The organism is Ruegeria sp. AD2(2025) (genome assembly GCF_056542385.1).
In genome coordinates this window covers 100,136-119,823 of sequence record NZ_JBQFZS010000008.1, presented here as the reverse complement: position 1 = coordinate 119,823, position 19,688 = coordinate 100,136, and the positions used below count along the sequence as shown (strand labels likewise).

The 19,688-nt window shown below is 60.2% G+C and carries 19 protein-coding genes; 11 read left to right on the top strand and 8 right to left on the bottom strand.

The window, feature by feature from the left end; all coding sequences use genetic code 11:
• Positions 1-458: 458 nt before the first annotated feature.
• Together ACR1XV_RS15975 and ACR1XV_RS15970 are read left to right on the top strand one after the other, a co-directional pair.
• Positions 459-1,766: an AAA family ATPase gene (locus ACR1XV_RS15975; protein WP_480533089.1), complete on the top strand. Its 1,308-nt coding sequence runs from the start codon at positions 459-461 to the stop codon at positions 1,764-1,766.
• Positions 1,763-2,869, top strand: coding sequence for a ParB/RepB/Spo0J family partition protein (locus ACR1XV_RS15970; RefSeq protein ID WP_480533087.1), 1,107 nt, complete (start codon positions 1,763-1,765; stop codon positions 2,867-2,869). Before ACR1XV_RS15975 ends, ACR1XV_RS15970 begins: the two co-directional genes overlap by 4 nt.
• Before the next feature lie 499 nt (positions 2,870-3,368).
• On the opposite strand, the gene ureG is transcribed toward ACR1XV_RS15970, so the two are convergent.
• From ureG to ACR1XV_RS15930, 8 genes are all read right to left on the bottom strand, one after another.
• Positions 3,369-4,004 carry an urease accessory protein UreG gene (ureG, locus tag ACR1XV_RS15965; RefSeq protein ID WP_480533085.1) on the bottom strand — a complete coding sequence of 212 codons (636 nt, stop codon included), beginning with the start codon at positions 4,002-4,004 and terminating at the stop codon, positions 3,369-3,371.
• On the bottom strand, positions 4,001-4,654 hold the full coding sequence (locus tag ACR1XV_RS15960; RefSeq protein ID WP_480533083.1) for an urease accessory protein UreF: 654 nt from the start codon (positions 4,652-4,654) through the stop codon (positions 4,001-4,003). The genes ureG and ACR1XV_RS15960 overlap by 4 nt, the downstream gene beginning before the upstream one ends.
• Positions 4,638-5,090, bottom strand: a complete 453-nt coding sequence (gene ureE / locus ACR1XV_RS15955; RefSeq protein WP_480533081.1) for an urease accessory protein UreE — start codon at positions 5,088-5,090, stop codon at positions 4,638-4,640. The genes ACR1XV_RS15960 and ureE overlap by 17 nt, the downstream gene beginning before the upstream one ends.
• A gap of 18 nt (positions 5,091-5,108) precedes the next feature.
• Positions 5,109-6,818: an urease subunit alpha gene (gene ureC / locus ACR1XV_RS15950; RefSeq protein ID WP_480533079.1), complete on the bottom strand. Its 1,710-nt coding sequence runs from the start codon at positions 6,816-6,818 to the stop codon at positions 5,109-5,111.
• Positions 6,819-7,366: 548 nt separating this feature from the next.
• Entirely contained in the window at positions 7,367-7,672 is a 306-nt protein-coding gene (locus ACR1XV_RS15945; protein ID WP_480533077.1) for an urease subunit beta, read from the bottom strand.
• A complete protein-coding gene (locus tag ACR1XV_RS15940; RefSeq protein ID WP_480533075.1) occupies positions 7,669-7,830 on the bottom strand; it encodes a peptidase M23 in 162 nt (53 codons plus the stop codon). The genes ACR1XV_RS15945 and ACR1XV_RS15940 overlap by 4 nt, the downstream gene beginning before the upstream one ends.
• A gap of 15 nt (positions 7,831-7,845) precedes the next feature.
• Positions 7,846-8,148, bottom strand: a complete 303-nt coding sequence (locus ACR1XV_RS15935; protein ID WP_152460019.1) for an urease subunit gamma — start codon at positions 8,146-8,148, stop codon at positions 7,846-7,848.
• Between the two features lies 1 nt (position 8,149).
• Positions 8,150-9,004: an urease accessory protein UreD gene (locus ACR1XV_RS15930; RefSeq protein WP_480533073.1), complete on the bottom strand. Its 855-nt coding sequence runs from the start codon at positions 9,002-9,004 to the stop codon at positions 8,150-8,152.
• Between the two features lie 361 nt (positions 9,005-9,365).
• Between ACR1XV_RS15930 and urtA the strand changes: the two genes are divergently transcribed.
• The 9 genes from urtA (at position 9,366) to ACR1XV_RS15885 (ending at position 19,573) form a co-directional block, all read left to right on the top strand.
• A complete protein-coding gene (gene urtA / locus ACR1XV_RS15925; RefSeq protein WP_480533071.1) occupies positions 9,366-10,646 on the top strand; it encodes an urea ABC transporter substrate-binding protein in 1,281 nt (426 codons plus the stop codon).
• Between the two features lie 60 nt (positions 10,647-10,706).
• Positions 10,707-12,659, top strand: a complete 1,953-nt coding sequence (gene urtB, locus ACR1XV_RS15920; protein WP_480533069.1) for an urea ABC transporter permease subunit UrtB — start codon at positions 10,707-10,709, stop codon at positions 12,657-12,659.
• 3 nt (positions 12,660-12,662) lie between these two features.
• Positions 12,663-13,892, top strand: coding sequence for an urea ABC transporter permease subunit UrtC (gene urtC, locus ACR1XV_RS15915; RefSeq protein WP_480533067.1), 1,230 nt, complete (start codon positions 12,663-12,665; stop codon positions 13,890-13,892).
• Positions 13,889-14,629, top strand: coding sequence for an urea ABC transporter ATP-binding protein UrtD (gene urtD / locus ACR1XV_RS15910; RefSeq protein ID WP_480533065.1), 741 nt, complete (start codon positions 13,889-13,891; stop codon positions 14,627-14,629). Before urtC ends, urtD begins: the two co-directional genes overlap by 4 nt.
• 3 nt (positions 14,630-14,632) lie before the next feature.
• The gene (urtE, locus tag ACR1XV_RS15905) at positions 14,633-15,328 is read left to right on the top strand and encodes an urea ABC transporter ATP-binding subunit UrtE (protein WP_480533063.1); all 696 of its coding nucleotides are present in this window, start codon (positions 14,633-14,635) and stop codon (positions 15,326-15,328) included.
• Positions 15,329-15,611: 283 nt separating this feature from the next.
• Positions 15,612-16,673, top strand: coding sequence for an extracellular solute-binding protein (locus ACR1XV_RS15900; RefSeq protein WP_480533061.1), 1,062 nt, complete (start codon positions 15,612-15,614; stop codon positions 16,671-16,673).
• A gap of 66 nt (positions 16,674-16,739) precedes the next feature.
• Complete coding sequence (locus ACR1XV_RS15895; protein WP_480533059.1) at positions 16,740-17,846, top strand: ABC transporter ATP-binding protein; 1,107 nt, start codon at positions 16,740-16,742, stop codon at positions 17,844-17,846.
• Between the two features lie 3 nt (positions 17,847-17,849).
• A complete protein-coding gene (locus tag ACR1XV_RS15890; protein ID WP_480533053.1) occupies positions 17,850-18,716 on the top strand; it encodes an ABC transporter permease in 867 nt (288 codons plus the stop codon).
• Positions 18,713-19,573, top strand: coding sequence for an ABC transporter permease (locus ACR1XV_RS15885; protein WP_480533051.1), 861 nt, complete (start codon positions 18,713-18,715; stop codon positions 19,571-19,573). Before ACR1XV_RS15890 ends, ACR1XV_RS15885 begins: the two co-directional genes overlap by 4 nt.
• Positions 19,574-19,688 lie beyond the last annotated feature (115 nt).

The following is a 19,688-nucleotide window of genomic DNA, read 5'->3' as shown; positions in this document are numbered from 1 at the left end:
CCGCTCCTTAGTGCCTCAGACGGGGTGGTCCCGCATCGAATGCGCCGTTTGCCAACGCTTTTCATGATTGTGCCCTGATTAGCGTCCAATAACTCGATTCTGTCAAGACTTCGTTGCGCCAGCGCTCGGTACGGTCCCCAATCAGCATTCAAAAAAGAAAAGAAATCGGTGAATTTATGGTGATGGGGGACATCCTGGCTGCCCCCGCATTGGCCTATGTTGTCCCCCTAAATGGGTTCTCATCTGCAAAGCTGCCCCCCTAAATCTGGCCCGCTGGCGCGCGCATCGGCTCTGGCACTGTCATGGTGGCCACCGAATCGGTTGGGGTGGTCCAACGCCTTGTTTTCTTACCCATGGGTAACATCGCTTCCTCATAATAATTTCTTTTGCCAAAAGCGCAAATCGGGCGTAAATAGTGAAATCATAAAAAATAGCGTCCAATGAACGAGAGCTGAGGCATGTATACGCACGAAGACCTGAACGACCTGCGCACCCAGTCGCTGAAACTGCAGGGGTGGATTCGCCAGCAGACCTTCAGTCCTGAGATGGAGAAGACCCTGCGCCGCTTCTCAAGCTGGGAAGTGTCCGAACTGATCTTCAAGGTGAACCAGTCGACCTTTCGCGGCAAGCTCGCGGCGGATCCGTCCCTGCCCGGTGGCGAGGTCGAGCCGGATGGCCGTCAACGCTGGTTCAGCCTGGAAGAGGTAAACGAGCTGCGCCGCAGGCTGCGGATCAATCGCAAGGCGCTCACCCCGCCCCGCCCTGCTGGCAAACGCGCCATCCGCGCTGCGGTTGCGAATTTCAAGGGCGGTGCAGGCAAGTCGACCGTGGCGCTACACCTTGCCCATGCGGCAGCCCTTGATGGCTATCGCGTGCTGGTGGTTGATTTCGACCCGCAGGCGACGCTGAGCCATTCGATGGGCCTGACCGATGTGGCCGAGGATTATACGGTCTGGGGCATCATGGCCCGCGACCTGATCCGCGAGACGGCGCGGATGAACAACCGCCCTGCCGCCGCCGAATCCGGCACCGCCCTGCCCCAACGCGAATTGCCGCCCTCGATCACCGATATGGGCCTTGGTGACCTGCGGATATCGGACTTTATCAAGCAGACCTCATGGTTGACGATCGACGCGATCCCCTCATGCGCCAATGCGGCCTTTGTCGAATTCGCATCAGCACAGTATCGCCACCTGAATCCCGAATGGTCGTTCTTTGCCGCCGTGTCGCGGTATCTGGATCAGATTCCCGATGACGCCTATGACCTGATCCTGTTCGATTGCCCGCCCGCGATCGGCTATCAGTCGATGAACGCGGTGTTCGCAGCGGATATGCTCTATATCCCGTCCGGCCCCGGATATTGGGAATACGATTCGACGACCTCTTTCATCGGTCAGTTGGCCGAAGCGCTCGAGGACCTCGCTTACGGGTTCGACAAGACCTTACCCACGGGTAAGATTGGCTTACCCAAGACCTTCTGCGAATTGCGCTTCCTGCTGACCCGGTACGAGCCAGGCAACGCGTTGCACACCGCCATGTATGATGCCTTCCGCAAGGTCTTTGGCGATCACCTGGCCGAGCACCCGGTTGAAATGACCCGGGCGGTCGAACAGTCGGGCCGGTTCCTGAGTTCGGTCTACGAGATGGATTATCGCGAGATGACGCGCGAAACCTGGCGCCGCGCGCGCTCGACCTTCGACAATGTTTATGACGAATTCCGGGGCGTGATGCTGTCGGCCTGGGACAAGCTGGAGGATGACGCATGAGCCGCAAACGCAGAATGTTCGATATCGATATGCCAGCGATGGAGGATATCCCGGTTGGCAAAGTGCCGGACAAGGTGCTGGAACGGCGGCGCGGTCCGATGGCGGCGGCGATTTCTGAAAACGCCGATGCGCTGCGGGATCAGCAGTCGACCGAAGATGCGATCCGTGTGGAAAATGACCGGCTGGCCCATGAACTGGTTCGGCTGCGGAGCGAAGGCCTGGTGACTGAGCAGGTGGCGCTTGCGGACGTATTGTCCGAGCGGCTGGCCCGAGACCGCAAGCCGGGCCCGGATCCGGAACTGGACGAACTGAAAGCCTCGATCCAGGATATCGGCCTGTCGAACCCGATCCGGGTTGAACGCCGGGCCGATGGCCGGTTCGAGCTTGTGCAGGGGATGCGGCGACTGTCGGCCTATCGCGCCTTGTTCGAGGAGACCGGCGATGATCGCTATGCGACCATTCCCGCTGGCATCTCTGATGCGGCCGAGCTGGATGACAGCTATCGTCGGATGGTGGATGAGAACCTGATCCGCAAGGATATCTCATTTGCGGAAATGGGCGCGCTGGCGCGGGCATATGCCGAGGATCCTGCGAATAATTGCGAGGACGTGGACAAGGCCGTATCGACCCTGTTCAAATCGGCCAGCTACACCAAGCGCAGCTATATCCGCGCGTTTGCCAGTTTGCTTGTGCGGCTGGAGAAGGTCCTGATGCACCCCAACGACATTCCCCGGAATGTGGGGGTCGAGCTCAAGCGCAAGCTCGATGCTGACCCGGGACTGATCGGGCAGCTTAACACCGCATTGATGAGCGAGCCGAACCGCGACGGCGCGCGAGAGGTCGCAATCTTGCGCGGCGTCCTGACGCCCGAGAGCGGCACGGCACCCAAGGCACGCCCGGCGTCGACAGGCAAACCGCGCCGCGCGAAAACCACGTTCCAGGTGCGGGGCAGGGCAGGGATCGCAAAATGCGCAGCCTCAAGCGGGCGGATCGAAGTGCAATATGATCTCGACTTCACTCGCGTCGACCGTGCCAGACTTGAGCGGGCCGTTACTGCGTTGCTGGAGGACTTGTGGGAAGAGGACGATCTTACCCACGGGTAAGAATTGACGAAAGGCTGACCGCAAGGGCGGCCCGTGGGTGAGAGCGGTCTTGATCGTATTTGTTGCTCGGCTGTTTCTAACACCTGTCACTGCGGGTCGGGTAGGGGGGAGTGATGGCCGGTGTCTGGGTGAGTGCGATGTGGGCAAGAGAGCCTCGGAATCGGCCCGGTAGGCCGTTCCCGCGCCCTTGGCGGGAAAGCTGTGTTCCCATTCCAGTGGTCCAACTGAAGCAGACGTAGAATGGACCTCAAATTGGGCTCAAGGACACCAATGGGTTGCTTGGACAGTTGACCTATGTAGTGCGCATAATGGTGCAGTAATGAGCACAATATGTTCTATCAGCGATATGTGAACAGCGCGGGTGTATCCACTCTGTTCCAAGCGACGTTCCCAACCCACCAGATCGAACACAATTCTGGCAACCCGTGTGGGAGCATGGCAGGGGCGGACGACGACAATCGCATTCAAGGACGGGGATTCTGTGAAAACGACCCAAAAGTCACGCAGCTGAACCAGCCGCTGTCTTCAGTCCTCCATGCTGCGCCAATAAGCTGACAATCGCATCAGTGCCTTTTCGGTGGCGTAGGGCCGAAAACACGAACGGGCGGCCCTTTCGCATCCGTGTGGCATCGCGCTCCATAACGTCGAGCGACGCGCCGACATGGGGGGCGAGGTCGGTTTTGTTGATGATCAGAATGTCCGATTTCGTGATCGCCGGGCCGCCCTTGCGTGGGATTTCCTCGCCCGCGGCGACGTCGATGACATATATCGTCAGGTCTGCCAGCTCGGGGCTGAACGTGGCCGACAGGTTGTCGCCGCCGCTTTCGATCAGCACCACATCCAGATCGGGGTGGCGCGCCTGCATCTCTGCCACGGCGGCCAGGTTGATCGAGGCATCCTCTCGGATTGCCGTATGCGGGCAGCCGCCGGTTTCGACGCCGATGATCCGGTCCTGCGGCAGGATCTGCATCCGCATCAGGGCCTCGGCATCCTCTTGCGTGTAGATGTCGTTGGTGATGACGCCCACGGAACAGACGTCGCGCAGGGCTTCCGAGAGGGCGGCGGTGAGGGTGGTCTTGCCGGCTCCGACCGGACCGCCGATGCCCACGCGCAGGGGGCCGTTCATACTGTTCATGTTCGAAAAATCCTTGAATATTGCGTTTCATGCTGCATTGCAGCGATGTCGGGCAGGAAAGCGGTCGAGCTCAGCCCGTCCAGACCTGTCTGTTGGGCTGTTTCGGCGATATTGGCGCAGAGCGGCGTCAGGTCGCGGATCAACCGCTGCGCTTCGGTCTGACCCAGAGGCACAAGGCGGGTGGCGCAGGCGACCAGATTGCTGGTGAATGCCTGCAGGAACATCTGTGTCACCAGCAGGCGCTGCAGGTTCTGCATCCGCGCGGCGCGGCCCACCGCGACCGGGTAGGTCAGGCGCTGCAGGTCCAGCCTCCAGACATCCCCGGTCACGGATCCGAAAGCCTGACCCAGAAGGGCGGTTTCCATCAGCCGTTCCGACCCCGCGCAAAAGGCGCGGGCGGTAGCGTCGATCCGGGTCAAAGCAGCCCCGTCAGCGGCATCATAGGCGGCCACAAGAAACAGCGCGTCATTCCAGCCCGAACCATGTTGCAGCACCGTTGCGACCCAGTCGCCTGTCTGGTCTGCGCTGGCGACCCGGCCCTGTTCGATCGCGGCTTCCAGCCCATGGGAATAGGCGAAGCCGCCCACCGGATAGGCCGGGGACAGCCATTGCGTCAGCGTCAGGATGTCAGCGTTAGTGGGTGTGTCCATGGGTCCTGCCATGACCATATGCGCCGCCTTCGGGGGTAAAGGGTTCGACGACCTCGCGAATGTCAGCCCCAAGTTTCATCAGCATGTCGCGGATGACGTGATCGCGCTGAATCAGCAGTCTGTCAGCTTCGATCTGGCAGGGCGTGTGCCGGTTGCCGATATGCCATGCCAGTTGCAGCAGATGGTCGCCGGTGATCTCCAGCAATTCCTCGGGCGCGGCGATGATCTCAATCTCGCGCCCGTCCTCGAGCACCAGAACCCCGCCATGATCCAGCGATTTGGTCTGGGCCAGATCGACCAGAAAAGCCTCACCCTCATCGGTTGCCAGCATCTTGCGGCGCAGGAAGCGCCCGTCATAGTCCAGCGACACCTGCGCATAGGCCGGGGTATGAGGGTGATCGTGATAGATGCGGGCGGTTTTGATCGCGGTGGTCATCTTGGCCTTCTTCCTGTCTCAGAACATGAAATAGCGCTGCGCCATGGGCAGCACGTCGGCGGGTTGGCAAGTAAGCAATTCGCCGTCGGCGCGTACCTCATAGGTTTCGGGGTCGACGTCGATCTGCGGCGTTGCATCGTTCAGCAGCAAATCCTGCTTGCCGATGTCGCGGGTATTGCGCACGGCGACGGTCTGTTTCGCCAGCCCAAGCGTATCGCCAATCCCGTCGGCCTGCGCGGCGGCCGAGACAAAGGTGATCGCCGAGTGTTCCACCGAGCGCCCATAGGCCCCAAACATAGGCCGGCTATAGACCGGCTGCGGTGTGGGGATCGAAGCATTAGGGTCGCCCATCTGCGCGCAGGCAATGGTGCCACCCAGCAGAACCATCTCGGGTTTGACCCCAAAGAAAGCTGGGTTCCACAGCACCAGATCGGCGCGTTTGCCTTCTTCGATGCTGCCGATCTGATGGCTTAGACCGTGGGCAATCGCGGGGTTGATCGTGTATTTGGCGATATAGCGGCGCACGCGCATATTGTCGTTCTCGCCGGTTTCCTCGGGCAGGCGACCGCGTTGTTTCTTCATCTTGTCAGCGGTCTGCCATGTGCGGATCAAAACCTCTCCGACCCGGCCCATGGCCTGACTGTCGGACGCGATGATGCTGAACGCGCCCATATCGTGCAGGATGTCTTCTGCTGCGATGGTTTCGCGCCGGATGCGGCTTTCGGCAAAGGCCACGTCCTCGGGGATGGATTTGTCGAGGTGATGGCAGACCATCAGCATATCCAGATGCTCTTCGACCGTATTCACGGTGAAGGGGCGCGTGGGGTTGGTCGAGGACGGCAGAACGTGGTTCTCACCGCAGATCTTGATGATATCCGGCGCATGACCACCGCCTGCGCCTTCGGTGTGAAAGGCGTGAATTGTCCGGCCTTTCATGGCCGCCACCGTATTTTCGACAAACCCGGATTCGTTCAGCGTGTCGGTGTGGATCATCACCTGCACGTCCCAAGCGTCCGCGACCGAAAGGCAGCAGTCGATGGCCGCGGGTGTGGTGCCCCAGTCCTCATGCAGTTTCAACGCGCAGGCGCCTGCCTTGACCTGTTCCTCAAGTGCGGCGGGCAACGAGGCGTTGCCCTTGCCCGCAAAGGCCAGGTTCATCGGGAAGGCGTCCGCCGCCTGCAGCATCCGCCCGATATGCCAGGGGCCGGGGGTGCAGGTGGTGGCCAGCGTACCATGCGCGGGGCCGGTGCCGCCGCCCAGCATGGTGGTCAGGCCGGAATGCTGCGCGTCTTCGATCTGTTGCGGGCAGATGAAATGGATATGGCTGTCAAAGCCGCCTGCGGTCAGGATACGCCCTTCGCCCGCGATGGCCTCGGTGCCGGGGCCGATGATGATGTCGACGCCGGGCTGCGTATCGGGGTTGCCGGCCTTGCTTATCTTGGCGATGCACCCGTCTTTCAGGCCCACATCCGCCTTGTAGATACCTGAATGATCCACTATCAGCGCATTGGTGATGACCGTATCAACGGCCCCGTCGGCGCGCGTGACCTGAGACTGCCCCATCCCGTCGCGGATCACCTTGCCGCCGCCGAACTTGACCTCTTCGCCATAGGTGGTCAGGTCGCGTTCCACCTCGATGATCAGATCGGTATCGGCCAGCCGCAGCTTGTCGCCAGTGGTGGGGCCGAACATGGCGGCATAGTCAGAGCGTTTGATTTGTGCTGGCATTTTGATACGTGCGCCTCACGACAGTTTCGATTTGTTTCATCGTCCGAGTTTTGGCTATTCGGATGTTCGGGTAAGGTGCTGAAAATAACTATTTAATTCTCGGCGCCGAAAAAAGTGAACGGGCCGCAACCTTCTGAAATCATTGGTTCTCCAAGACTGCTTCGCCAAAACGAAATTCCGGCTAACGCTATGACTTGTTTCGATAGAAGACGGATTTCTAGTCAGTGCCCCGCCACTGCATTTCCTTTTTCCGCTTTTGCTTCGCCCAATGGTGCTTAGAAAATTGCTGACGGAAACTTGCATCGAGAATGGAGTGTATCGTTTGGCACCTGTTGAGTTTTGGCTAAGACTCGCAAGTCTGCTCGTTCCAACTGCAATCGCAGTCGTTTTGCTAGTAGGCAAATACCGTGGCTGGTTCTGAGCGCACTCCGGGGCGGCAGCCCCGGTTCGCCCCCGACCCGCCCCCCAGGGCGGGGGCGAATACGCCCCCACCCTCGGGCCGGGGGCGAACCTCAGTTCGTAGTGTCGACCTACATCAATAACACCCATCACAGCCGCCCCATGACCTTTTGATTGAACCCGTAAACCTTGCGCGCGCCACTGATCGGGATCAGCGAAACCTCGCGTGCTTGCCCCGGTTCGAACCGCACAGCGGTACCGGGGGCGATGTCCAGACGCATCCCATGTGCTGCGTCACGGTCAAACTCCAGCGCCGGGTTGGTCTCGGCGAAATGATAGTGCGAGCCGACCTGAACCGGGCGGTCGCCGGTATTGGCCACCATCAGCGTCACCGGCTCAGCGCCCGGGTTGAGCGTGATTTCGCCCGCGGCAGGGAACAACTCGCCGGGGATCATTTGTTCAGCTTCACCATCAGTGCAACGGCGGCCAGCGTGACCACCGCCAGACCCACGGCCAGAGCGGCATAGTCCGTGCCATGCGCGTGGATATGGGTGCCGTTATGGGCGGCGGCGGGGCCGGCCAGGATCAGGGCAGGGAAAAGCATACGGGTCATATCAGTGTTCCTTTTTTAGCGAATGGGGTTGTGCACGGTCACCAGCTTGGTGCCGTCGGGAAAAGTGGCCTCGACCTGAACCTCGTGGATCATCTCGGGCACGCCTTCCATGCATTGCGCGCGGGTGATCACCTCGGCCCCGGCTTGCATCATATCGGCAACCGACCGCCCGTCGCGGGCACCTTCGACCACGGCGTCGGTGATCAGGGCAATCGCCTCGGGGTGGTTCAGCTTGACGCCACGGGCCAGCCGCTTGCGGGCGACCTCGGCGGCCATGGCGACCAGAAGTTTGTCTTTTTCTCGGGGCGTCAGGTTCATGTCAGATCATCCAGCATCGGGGAAGCGAGTCGTTGTTCAGTCGCCGTAGCACCGGCATCAACGCGCGGCGCAGGGCAAAGCTGTTGTCGGCCAGTATCCGGATCACCAGCAGATCGCGGTTCAGCAAGCTGGCCCCGGCCGTGTCGGGCAGCATCTGGCGGATCGCGGCCAACTGGCCTTGGGCCGTAGCCGAGGCGAAGGCTACCAAAGCCATCGCACCTGCGCCGCCTGCGATATGGGGTTGGGCCAGATGCGTTTGCAGATCGCCGCTGAACCGCAGCGCGTCCAGAAACAGGGGCGTGCCGTTCCGGCGGATCTCGATCCGGTCGCGCAGGCGGATATCGGTCAGGCGTTCGCCCATGGCCATCCGACCGAAGATCAGCGGCTCGACCATCAGCGCACTGGCATCCGGGGCCAGATCGATTTGCAAGCGGCGGTCAAGCGCGCTGCCGTCGAACAGGATCGTCTCTTGCGGCAACCAGTTCAGCCGCGCGCCCGGTGCGGCTGTCAGGTGATTGACGACCTGCCCGGATGGGCCCGGCTTGGCCTTATAGGCGCGCTCGCAGGCCTGCGTGGTTAGTGTCAGCGTGGTGCCTTCACCCGCATGAGCCTGTAATCGAAACGAATCGCCACCCGTGATCCCGCCCGCGGTGTTCAGCAACACGGCATCCAGTGCATCCCCGTCGGTTCGGGGGAACAGGCACTTGAACGACCCCGACTGGCGAAACCCGTCCAGAACCGAGGCTTTGCCCAGACGCTTGACGCTCAGCCGAACCGCGCCTTGCGCGCGTGGCGGGGTCGTGGCCTTGGGGGGCGATATCGGGGTGTGATGTGTAATGGCGCACCTGCGAGACAACGTTCGGTGCCGCCTGTTTCAGCGCTTGACTGTCAGAACTCTATTCCCGAACGGCCAATCCTGTTCGTTTTTCAGAGCAGTAGATTACTTCTTGGGCAATCATCCCGACTTTCGTCCAAAATTTAAGCACAACTGCCGAATGCTCGGGAATGTCCGGTTAAGCATTTGCCAACTTCGCTGCAATGCAGAAACCGTACGGGTGCCCACCACGGGGAAAACGCCCGGGGGTGTGTGACGGCTGCGCGAATTGGACCTCGAACACAACCGCCACACGGAAACGCAACAACAGTTGCGGGGATCAGGTAGAAGAAGACAGCGTGCAAACGCAAGGCTTCTGTGCCCGCCCCGCCAGGAGAATCTAATGACATCTCTTAAATCCACGCTCGCCGGATCGGTTGTCTTTGCTGCCATGGCAACGGCCGCTCTGTCTGCTGAAGACACGATCAAAGTCGGTGTACTGCACTCGTTGTCAGGCACGATGGCGATTTCGGAAACTACGCTGAAAGACACCATGCTGATGCTGATCGACCAGCAAAACGCCAAGGGCGGCCTGCTGGGCAAGCAGCTTGAGGCCGTGGTGGTCGACCCCGCATCCGACTGGCCGCTGTTTGCTGAAAAAGCGCGCGAGCTGCTGACCGTGCACGAGGTGGATGTGATCTTTGGCAACTGGACGTCTGTCAGCCGCAAATCGGTTCTGCCGGTGATCGAGGAACTGAACGGCCTGCTGTTCTATCCTGTTCAGTACGAGGGCGAAGAAAGCTCGAGAAACGTCTTTTACACCGGTGCCGCGCCGAACCAGCAGGCAATCCCTGCGACCGACTATTTCCTGGAGGAACTGGGGGTCGAGAAATTCGCTCTGCTCGGCACGGACTATGTCTACCCCAGGACCACCAACAATATTCTCGAAAGCTACCTGAAGGGTAAAGGCATCGCGGATGACGATATCTTCGTCAACTACACTCCGTTTGGCCACTCTGACTGGTCCAAGATCGTGGCCGACGTTGTTGCGCTGGGTGCGGATGGCAAGAAGGTCGGTGTGATCTCGACCATCAATGGCGACGCCAACATTGGCTTCTACAAGGAACTCGCTGCGGCTGGCGTCTCGGCGGATGACATTCCGGTCGTGGCCTTCTCGGTGGGTGAGGAAGAACTGTCCGGTCTGGATACCACCAACCTGGTGGGCCATCTGGCGGCATGGAACTATTTCCAGTCGGCGGACACCGATGCGAACGCTGAATTCGTCGAAACGTGGAAAGCCACCATGGGCGACGAGCGCGTGACCAATGACCCGATGGAGGCGCATTACATCGGCTTCAATATGTGGGTGAACGCCGCGACCGATGCCGGTTCGACCGAGGTCAACGCCGTGCGCGCCGCGATGTACGGGCAGGAATTCCCGAACCTGACCGGTGGCACCGCGGTCATGCTGCCGAACCACCACCTGGCCAAGCCGGTTCTGATCGGTGAAATTCAGGAAGACGGCCAGTTTGACATCATCAGCGAAACCGACGTTGTGCCGGGTGATGCCTGGACCGACTTCCTGCCGGAATCGGCGGTTCTGGTATCGGATTGGAAAGAACTGGGTTGCGGTATGTACAACACCGAGACCAAGACCTGCGTTCAGACCCTGTCGAACTACTAAACGACACGCAAGGCGGGTGTGATGCCCGCCTTGCCCCAAAGACACCTCGGGTTTCACCACATGTTACGACTATACCTTGCGGGCCTCGCAATCCTGTGCGCCTGCCTGACCGCCAACGCGCAAGAGGCCGGTCTGCAACCGATCCTGCAAGAACATCAGGAGATCATCGCCAAAAGCTCGCGCAAGACGATCGGGCCTGCGATCGATGCGATTGCCAGTAGCGGGTTGCCGCAGGCGCAGGTGATGTTAGAGACATGGGCCGCCAAGGACATGTGGATGCGCAAGTCGGATGGTCTGTTTTTTGTCGGTAAAAAGGCCGAGGGGCGGTCTTATGAGCTGACCGATTTCGACACCGGCGCGGTTATCGGGACGTTTAAGAAATCCGACCTCAAGCAACTGAAACCCAACAGCGGGATCCGTGCGATGATCGGGACGGCGCTGGTTCAATTCCAACTGACTGACCCAGACCCCGCTCGGCGGCTGGCCGCTTTGCAATCCATCCAACGTGACCCCGAGGGGGCTTTGCTGGAGCCCTTGCGTGCGTCGATTGACGATGAACCTGACGCTGATCTGAAAGCCCAGAAACAGCGAATCGAACGGTTGCTGACGATTGGACATGACGAGGATACCGCCGCGCGCGTGGCCGCGATCAAGCAAATGTCTGGTGATCCGGGTGTCGATGTTCGCGCGGCGTTGAACCCTCTGGTCGTGACCAAACGGCGGGCCGCTGCCGAATTGCCCTCGGATGAAAATATTGCCACCGTGCTTCAGCCCGGCTCGGACGCGCTGTCGCGGGACGAGGCCTATGACTTGTTGATCGCCAGCAATCTGGCCGAACCGCGCGTGTCACCGGATGATATCCGCTCGGCACTGGCAGCCAATATTGACGGGGGCCGCGCGGGTGGCGTTCCGGTTGCGCAGTTGAACACCGATACAGCCCGCGCGCAGGCCTATGCGGCCTTGGCCGAAACCGGGGCCGTTCCTGCACTGGTGACCGAGGCCGACAAAGACGCGGCACTGGCTGAACATGTGTTCTTTGACACCTACACAGAACCCTCGCCCGAAGTGACCGCCGCCGCAGCGCAGGCACTGGAACAGATTGAGCTGAAGGTCGGCCTGAACCAGACCCTCGACCTGACGCTGGACGCTATCTCGCTGGCGTCGATCTATTTCCTCGCCGCCATCGGTCTGGCGATCACCTTCGGCGTGATGGGCGTGATCAACATGGCTCATGGCGAATTCATCATGATGGGCGCCTACACCGGCTATGTGGTGCAGCAATTCATCCCCGACCACACGCTTTCGATCATCGTCGCCATCCCGATGGCCTTTGCGGTTACCTTCGCCATGGGCGTCGCGATGGAACGGCTGGTGATCCGCTGGTTGTATTCGCGCCCGTTGGAGACGCTGCTGGCGACCTTTGGCATCTCGATTGCCTTGCAACAGCTGGCCAAGAACATCTTCGGCACACAGGCCCGGCCTCTGACCGCGCCCGGCTGGCTGGACGGGGCGTGGGTGCTGAACGACGTGGTCTCGATCAGCTATATCCGCATCGCGATCTTCGTGCTGGCGATGATCTTTCTGGGGCTGTTCCTATACATCATGAAGCGCACCCGGCTGGGGCTTGAGATGCGCGCGGTGACGCAAAACCCGCGCATGGCGGGGTCGATGGGGATCAATCCGGGGCGGGTGAATATGCTGACCTTCGGGCTGGGCTCAGGAATCGCCGGGATTGCGGGGGTCGCGATTGGGCTGTTTGCCAAAGTCACCTCGGATCTGGGCAGCGACTATATCGTGCAAAGCTTCATGACCGTGGTTGTCGGCGGGGTCGGCAATATCTGGGGCGCGTTGGCAGGGGCAGGCATGATCGGCTTCCTGCAAAAGGGGATCGAGTGGATGAACCCCTCGAACACCCTCGCGGCCCAAACCTACATGATCATCTTCATCATTATTTTCATCCAGTTCCGGCCAAGAGGCATCATCGCCCTCAAAGGCCGCGCGGCGGGGGATTGAGCCATGGAACGCAGCTTTGTCGCCAAGAACCCCTCGGTGCTGGTCTTTCTGGCCATCCTGTCCCTGTTCACCTTGGGCGTAACCGTCCTGTCCGAAGGGTTCGGCATCGGTGTGATCTCGACCAGTTTCGTCAAGACGTTGGGCAAGACCTTGTGCCTGTGCCTGATCGCTGTGGCTATGGATTTGGTCTGGGGCTTCACCGGCATCCTGTCGCTGGGCCATTTCGCCTTTTTCGGGCTGGGCGGCTATATGATCGGCATGTGGCTGATGTACGAACGCACACGCCTGATCGTGGTCGAGTCACTGTCCCAAGCCGATATCCCGCCAACGCCATCCGAGGTGGTAGACGCCATCGGCACGCAAATCTTCGGCGTCGTCGGATCGTCCGAATTTCCGCTGATCTGGGCCTTTTCGGACAGCCTGTTCCTGCAACTGGCGCTGGTCGTACTGGTGCCGGGTCTGCTGGCGCTGATCTTCGGGTGGCTGGCCTTCCGCAGCCGGGTCACGGGCGTGTACCTGTCGATCCTGACCCAAGCCATGACATTGGCACTGGCTTTGTACCTGTTTCAGAACGACAGCGGCTTGCGTGGCAACAATGGCTTGTCGGGCTTGCAGAACCTACCGGGTGTGACCGCCTCGCAAGATGTGGTGTCGATCTGGTTCCTCTGGGCCTCGGCGCTGGCCCTGGGGTTGGGCTATATGCTGTCCGCGTGGATCGTGTCGGGCAAGTTCGGCTCGGTCATCCGCGGCATTCGCGATAACGAGGCACGGGTGCGGTTCCTTGGATACTCGGTCGAGGTCTATAAGCTCGCCGTCTTCACCCTGACCGCCTGCATCGCCGCCATCGCGGGCGCCCTTTATTATCCGCAGGCGGGCATCATCAACCCCGAGGAAATAGCCCCCATCGCCTCGATCTATCTGGCCGTCTGGGTCGCCATCGGCGGGCGCGGTCGCCTGTACGGTGCCGTCATCGGCGCGGCGTTTGTCAGCCTGCTCAGCACATGGTTCACAGGCGGGCAGGCCCCGGACATCCCTCTGGGCTTTTACACGATCAAGTGGGTCGACTGGTGGCAGGTGCTTCTGGGCGTGTCCTTCGTACTGGTCACGCTGTTTGCCCCCAAGGGGATCGGAGGGTTGTTCGATCTCTGGACTAACCGCCGCGCCCCACAGCGCCACGGCGCGGCCCTTGGGCCCGATGAAAGCGCGTTGCGCGAAAAGGAGGCCACGGAATGAACACTCTGCTAGAAGTCAGCGGTGTTTCGGTCACCTTCGACGGGTTCCGCGCCATCAACAACCTGTCTTTCCAGATCGGCAACGCCGAGCTGCGCGCCGTGATCGGACCGAACGGGGCGGGCAAGACCACCTTCATGGATATCGTCACCGGCAAGACCCGACCTGACGAAGGCCGCGTGATCTGGGGTGAGAAATCCGTATCGCTGCTGCGTATGAGCGAGGCCAAGATCGCGCAAGCCGGGATCGGGCGGAAATTCCAGAAACCCACAGTGTTCGAGGATCAGACCGTGCAGGAAAACCTGCTGATGGCGTTGAAGAACAAGCGCGGCTGGATGGGCGTGCTGTTCTATCGCCCTTCGGTAGATGATCTGGAAAAGGTTGAGGAACTGGCTGCTGAAATTGGTCTGAAGGATGAGTTGACCCGCAAATCCGGCGAACTCAGCCACGGGCAGAAACAATGGCTTGAGATCGGGATGCTGCTGGCGCAGGAGCCGCGTCTGCTGCTTGTCGACGAACCCGCCGCGGGGATGACCCCGCAGGAACGCGAACATACGACCGATCTGCTGATACACGCCGCCAAGACCCGCGCCGTGGTGGTGGTGGAACACGATATGGAGTTCGTCCGCCGCCTGAATTGCCGGGTCACGGTGCTGCACGAAGGCTCGGTTCTGGCCGAAGGCTCGCTGGACCACGTCACATCAAATCAGGACGTCATCGACGTCTATCTGGGGCGCTGAGCAATGCTGAAACTGACTGATCTGACCCTGCATTACGGGCATTCGCAAATCCTCAACGGTATCTCGATGAAGGCCGCTCGGGGCGAAGTCACCTGCGTGATGGGCACCAATGGCGTCGGCAAGACCAGCCTCATCAAGGCGATCTCGGGGACGCATCCGCGCTCGGGCGGCGATCTGATGCTGAATGGCGAGACCCTGCCACCTCTGCCAGCCCATCGCATGGCGTGGAAGGGCGTGGCCTATGTGCCGCAGGGGCGCGAGATTTTCCCGCTGCTGACCGTGCGCGAAAATCTGGAAACCGGTTTTGCCTGCCTGCCAGCAAGTGAGCATTTCGTTCCGGATGAGATCTTCGATCTGTTCCCGGTACTGAAGAAAATGCAGAACCGGCGCGGGGGCGACTTGTCAGGGGGTCAGCAACAGCAACTTGCCATCGCCCGGGCGCTGATCACCAAGCCTCAGCTTTTGCTATTGGACGAACCGACTGAAGGCATCCAGCCCAACATCATCCAGCAGATCGGAGAGGTTGTCCGCCATCTGAGAACCAGAGGCGAGATGGCGATCATTCTGGTCGAACAGTATTTCGATTTCGCCTATGATCTTGCCGACAGGTTCATCGTTCTGCGGCGCGGCGCGGTCCTGATGCAAGGCACGCGGGACGAGCTGTCGCGCGAGCAGGTTCTGCAAGGGGTGACGGTTTGAAAGAGCAGCCGAGCTCAGCGCGTTGATGACCAGCTCACCTTGATTGTCGATCAGTGCATCTACCACACCAGGGATGGATGGCGCGTCCGACACGGCGCAACAGCTTGCAGCTGATAGAAGTGTCAGATTTTCGAGGCTCCTGACCCGGCACAACATCCCTGGCCAGTGTCGCTTGCGCGAGCGCAAAAGATGGTCATGGACTCGCCCGGGATAGTTTGACTTAATGCTGTTACAAAAAACATCCATCTAGCTTCGGGTTACTGGATCTACCAAGGGGAAAACCATGAAATATTCTTTGCTCGTATCATCTGTCGTAGTGTCCGCGCTCGCGGCGCCGGCATTGCAGGCCGACACGCTGAGATTGCTGACGTGGGGAGGGTACGCGCCGGAAGACGTGATCGCGAAGTTTGAGGCCGAAACAGGCCACACGGTCGAGGTTACGACATCGAACAACGAGGAAATGATCGCAAAGCTGCGCGCGACCAACGGCGGCGGGTTCGATCTGGCACAACCCAGCCAGGACCGGATCACCAGCGCGCAGGAAGAGTTCGGGATCTACAAGCCCATCGATATGTCCCGCGTGAATGCGGAACTGTTCATTCCGTCGATGCTCAGCGCGACTGCGGGGAATACGACCTTTGATGGCGAGGTCTATGGCCTGCCGCATGTCTGGGGCACCAGCGGTCTGGTGGTGAATACGGCCGAGGCCGGGAATGTGACCGACTATACCGACCTGTGCGATGCATCGGTTGCCGGTAAGGTCTCGTACCGCCTCAAGCGTCCGACGCTGATCGGGTTCGCCTATTCCATGGGGCTTGATCCCTTTGCGGCCTATGGCGACAGCGACGCCTATCAGGGCATTCTGGATCAGGTCGAAGCGAAGCTGACCGAATGCAAACCCAATGTGAAAACCTATTGGGGCGGCGGTGACGAGATCAAGAATCTGCTGCGCTCGGGCGAGGTCGTGGCCTCGATGGCGTGGGATACCGGCGGCTGGCAGCTGAACGCGGACAATCCCGACATCACATTTGTGGCACCGGAAGCAGGCGCACTGGGCTGGATCGACACGTTTGTCCTGCCTGCGCGTGGTCGTGCGGATGATGCCGCCTATGACTGGATCAACTTCGTGATGCGCCCCGAAATCGCGGCGATGATCACCAATACTGCCGGTAACTTCACCGCTGCCGTCGATGGTGACGCGGGCGTCAACGCCGATCTCAAGGCGCGGTATCAGGGCAGTTTCGATCAGGAAGCGATCGACAACATCAAATGGTACCCGCCGGTCCCCGCAGGCCTCGAGGCGATGGAAGGCGCGACGCTGGACAGGATCAACGCGGCCAACTAAAGAACAGACACCGGACGAAAAGGGGGCACCTTCGGGTGCCCTTTTGCTTCTTGCGAGGTTGCAATTTTGACGAATACCACCCCTGACCTTGAATGCCGTGATCTGATCAAGGATTTCGACGCGTTCCGTGCTGTCGATCATGTCAGTTTCGACGTGCCGCAAGGCTCATTCTTTTCGATCCTCGGCCCCTCGGGCTGTGGCAAGACCACGCTGCTGCGGATGATCGCCGGGTTTCAGACCCCATCGGCCGGAGACCTTCTGATCAAGGGCAGATCGATGATCGGGGTGCCGCCGAACAAACGACCGGTATCGATGGTATTCCAACACCTTGCGCTTTTTCCGACGATGAATATCGGGGACAATGTGGGCTTCGGTCTGCGCCAGCGCGGCGTGTCAAAGTCCGAGATCAAGACCCGCGTGGAAAAGGTGCTGGACCGTGTCGGCCTGCCGAACGTGACCCACCGCCGGGTCGATCAGCTGTCTGGCGGGCAAAAGCAACGGGTCGCGATTGCCCGCTGCATGGTTTTGGAACCGGATGTGCTGTTGCTGGACGAACCGCTGGGTGCGCTGGACCTGAAGCTGCGCGAACATATGAAGGTCGAGCTCAAGTCGCTGCAGTCGGTCTTTAACACAACGTTTGTCTATATCACCCACGACCAGTCCGAGGCACTGGTGATGAGCGACAATATCGCCGTGATGAACAAGGGGCGGTTCGAACAGATCGGCACGCCGCATGATGTCTATCACGCGCCCGATACGGCCTTTGTCGCCGGGTTTGTCGGAGACGCCAACAAGATATCGGCGCAGGTTATCGCAACGGATCAGGGGATGCTGACCCTGCGGGCGGATGGCGGTTCGGACATTCGTGTCGCCGCCGGGCCAGCGCAGTTGCAAGCGGGCCAGAACGTCCAGGTTTTCCTCAGACCCGAGGCCATCGAATTGCTGCCGAACGGGGCCGACGCGGGCGATGCGGCAAACGTCAGCCCCGGCATTGTCGAGAATGTCCTGTTCAACGGGGCCAACAGCATGGTGACCGTGACGGGCACCGACGGCGTCAGCTGGAAAGCGGCGCTGCCGCAAACCGGTGAATTTGCCACGCTGCAAAAGGGTGATGCGGTGCGCACCCGTTGGCAGCCCAAACAGGCGCGGTGCTATCCGGCGGCGGAGGGCTGAGCCATGGTATCCGACACCTCACGGCTGGGGTTCTACCTGCTGCTGGCGCCGATTCTGCTGTGGCTGATTGTGCTGATCATCCTGCCGCATGTGGGCCTGTTTCTGGTATCGATCAGCGAAAAGATCGGGCCGCGCGAATACGAGACGGGGTTTGACAATTACGCCGCCTTCTTTACCGAGCCGCTTTACTGGCGCACATTTGCGCGCACCGCGATCATGTCGATACTGGCCACCGCGCTGACGCTGATCCTAGGGTTTCCGATTGCCTATTACATCGCCAAACTCACCCGCGGGCGCACCAAGACCACGCTGTTTCTGATGTGCATGATCCCGTTCTGGGTGTCCGAACTGGTGCGCACCTTCGGCTGGATGATCCTGCTACGCGAAACCGGTGTGTTTTCAAACGTCCTGCAATATCTCGGGCTGGTCAGCGGACCGGTCGAGATGCTGTATAACGACGCCGCGATCATGGTGGGCCTCGTCTATACCTCGATCCTGTTCATGGTTGTACCGCTTGTGACCACGCTGGACAGCCTTGACGACAGCCTGATCGAGGCGGGCTATGATCTGGGCGGAACCAGCATGTCGATCATGCGAGAGATCGTGATTCCACATGCCATGCCCGGCATTGTTTCAGGCTGCATCGTGGTCTTCATGCTGTCGCTGGGCAACTATCTGACCCCGATCCTGCTGGGCGGCAAGGACAGCCTGTGGTTCACCGGCATGATCTACACCCAATTCATCACCCGCTTTAACTGGGAGCTCGGCTCGGCCTTCGGCTTCCTGCTTCTGGCGCTGTCGTCGCTTGTGGTGTTCCTTGGGTTGAAACTGTCGGGCCAGTCGCTGTCCGGAACGATGGGGCGCTCATGATACCTAGTATTCCCCAACCCGCCTTTACGAGGCTGTGCTATCGGGCCTATGTCGCGGTTTTCTTCATCTACCTCGCGCTGCCGCTGGCCGTCGTCTGCGTCTTTGCCTTCAACAACAGCGTCTTCCCGTCGCTGCCGTGGGAAGGCTTCACGATGGCATGGTTTTTTGGCACCGACGCGCCGTTCATCGGCGTCTTCAACGAACGTTCGATCATGCGGTCCATCGGAATCTCGGCCTTTGTCGCGGCCTGGGTATCGGGGCTTTCCGTCGTGGTCGGCACCTGCAACGCCTTCCTGTTCGTCCGGCACGAATTCAGAGGCAAGGCGTTCCTCTATATGCTCATGCTGCTGCCCCTGATCATTCCCGGTGTGATCCTTGGCATCTCGATCCTCGTCTTCTTCAGTTCGGTGGCGAACAGTTTGGAAGATGCGACGGGCCTGTGGTTCGACGGCCTGAGGCCCGGTCTGATGCTGGTGATCCTCGGACAATTTTCGTTTATCACCACCTTTGCAACCTTGGTGATTTCCGCGCGCTTGCAGAAGTTCGACCCCAGCCTCGAAGAAGCGGCCCTGAACCTCGGGGCCAGCAAATGGGGCGCGATCCGTCAGATCACCCTGCCGTTCCTGCTGCCCGCGATTGTCGCCTCAGCCGTGGTCGCGCTGCTGATGAGTTTCGAGAACTTCAATACGACGCTGATACTGGTCGGCTCCGAGTCGCCGCTGACGATCACGATGTTCGACAAGCTCAAGCAAGGATCGACCCCGGTTCTCAACGCCGTGTCCTTGCTGCTGATCATCGTATCTGCTGTGCTGGGGCTGCTATCGCTGCTATTTCAGAAGTCGGGGAGGGCTCGGTAGCTGCTCGTTCGACCTGAGGCTGCAGGACAAACCTATGCATGGACGCAAATGGCATAGCCGAAGGCGGACCAAGGTGACATCGACAACAGAGAAAGACCTTGAGGTACCTACCTGC